The sequence below is a fragment of the Mesorhizobium sp. M4B.F.Ca.ET.089.01.1.1 genome, from assembly GCF_004022605.1.
GTDB lineage: Bacteria > Pseudomonadota > Alphaproteobacteria > Rhizobiales > Rhizobiaceae > Mesorhizobium > Mesorhizobium abyssinicae.
Window position 1 is genome coordinate 1 of record NZ_RZOS01001460.1, and the last position, 430, is coordinate 430.

Here is a 430-nt window from a genome sequence, read left to right on the forward strand (position 1 = left end):
TGTTGATAATGTGGACTTGGCGAAGTGTCGCCAGCACCGAACTGGAGCTATTCGATAAGTGATAGCTGTAGGGTTGGTAAAGTGCGCGCTTGTAAACCCTCACGGCGAGCTCGTGCCCGAGCGAAAAGACAAAAGCATGAGTGGCTCGCGAGAGCAGGATCCGCACAATCCCAGCGATCACTACCACTACCGAAAATAGCGACAGCAAGGGCAGCAGGCTGTCGCTCGAACTGGCCGAACCGAAGCTCTGCAATTGGCGTCCGATCCATGACTGACCTATTGAATCGGGATCGGTGATCTTGGCCAGAAACGGCAAGAGGGCACCGAGCGTCGCGGCCTCAGCGATGGCGCCGAAGAACATTAGAACCAGAAGACCGAAAAACTGGCGGCGCCGCCGCCTCGATAGCTGCGACCACAAGCGCCGAAGCGC

At 57.4% G+C, this 430-nt stretch carries 1 pseudogene; it reads right to left on the minus strand.

Annotated features, from left to right (window positions below):
* Positions 1-361, minus strand: a pseudogene (locus tag EN780_RS37900) (ABC transporter ATP-binding protein); the annotation flags it as partial.
* Positions 362-430: the final 69 nt, after the last annotated feature.